1 protein-coding gene is annotated in these 992 nt (G+C 71.0%); it reads left to right on the top strand.

Going from position 1 to position 992, the window contains the following annotated elements; all coding sequences use genetic code 11:
* The coding region (locus ABD369_RS40715; protein ID WP_344641678.1) for an acyltransferase domain-containing protein at positions 1–992 on the top strand (992 nt) is incomplete at both ends.

Below are 992 nucleotides of genomic sequence, written 5' to 3'. Positions count from 1 at the left end.
GCGTTCGGTGTTCGAGCACCGGGCTGTGCTGGTGGGTTCGGGGCAGGACGAGCTCTGTGCGGGTCTGGAGGCGTTGTCGCGGGGTGAGTCTGCGGCGCGGTCGGTGGTCGGCGTGGCCGGTACGGCCGGTCGGGTGGCGTTCCTGTTCGCGGGGCAGGGGAGCCAGCGGGCCGGTATGGGCCGGGAGCTGTACGAGACCTTCCCGCATTTCGCCGAGGCTTTCGACGCGGTGTGTGCGGAGCTGGACGGGCATCTGGAGCGTCCGCTGCGTGAGGTGGTTTTCGGCAGCGAGGAGTTGGATCAGACCGGGTACACCCAGCCGGCGCTGTTCGCGATCGAGGTGGCGCTGTTCCGGCTGGTGGAGTCGTGGGGTGTGCGGCCGGACTTCCTGGCCGGGCACTCGATCGGCGAGCTGGCCGCCGCGCATGTGGCGGGTGTGCTCTCGCTCACGGATGCGGCCAAGCTGGTGGCGGCTCGCGGCCGCCTGATGCAGGCGCTGCCGGTTGGTGGTGCGATGGTGGCGGTGCAGGCGTCCGAGGACGAGGTGCTGCCGTTCGTCTCCGGCGAGGTGGGCATCGCGGCGGTCAACGGGCCGTCGTCGGTGGTGATCTCGGGTGCCGAGCAGGCTGTGCTGGAGGTCGCGGAGAAGCTGGCGGCCCAGGGGCGGAAGACCAAGCGGCTCACCGTCAGCCACGCGTTCCACTCGCCGCTGATGGAGCCGATGCTCGCGGAGTTCCGCACCGTCGCCGAGGGGCTTGCCTACGGCGAGCCCGGCATCCCGATCGTCTCCACCCTCACCGGGAAGCTCACCGACGAGCTGCGCACCGCCGAGTACTGGGTGCGGCACGTCCGGGAGGCGGTCCGCTTCCACGATGCGGTGCAGGTCCTGGAGCGCGAAGGCGTCCGTACCTTCCTGGAGTTGGGCCCGGACGGGACGCTCTCCGCGATGGGGCAGGAGTGCGTGAGCGAGGACGCGGTGTTCACGCCGGTCC

The organism is Kitasatospora cystarginea, from assembly GCF_039533515.1.
Classification (GTDB): Bacteria; Actinomycetota; Actinomycetes; order Streptomycetales; family Streptomycetaceae; genus Kitasatospora; species Kitasatospora cystarginea.
The sequence above is the reverse complement of the archived record's forward strand: the minus strand, read 5'-3'. Positions and strand labels throughout refer to the sequence as shown.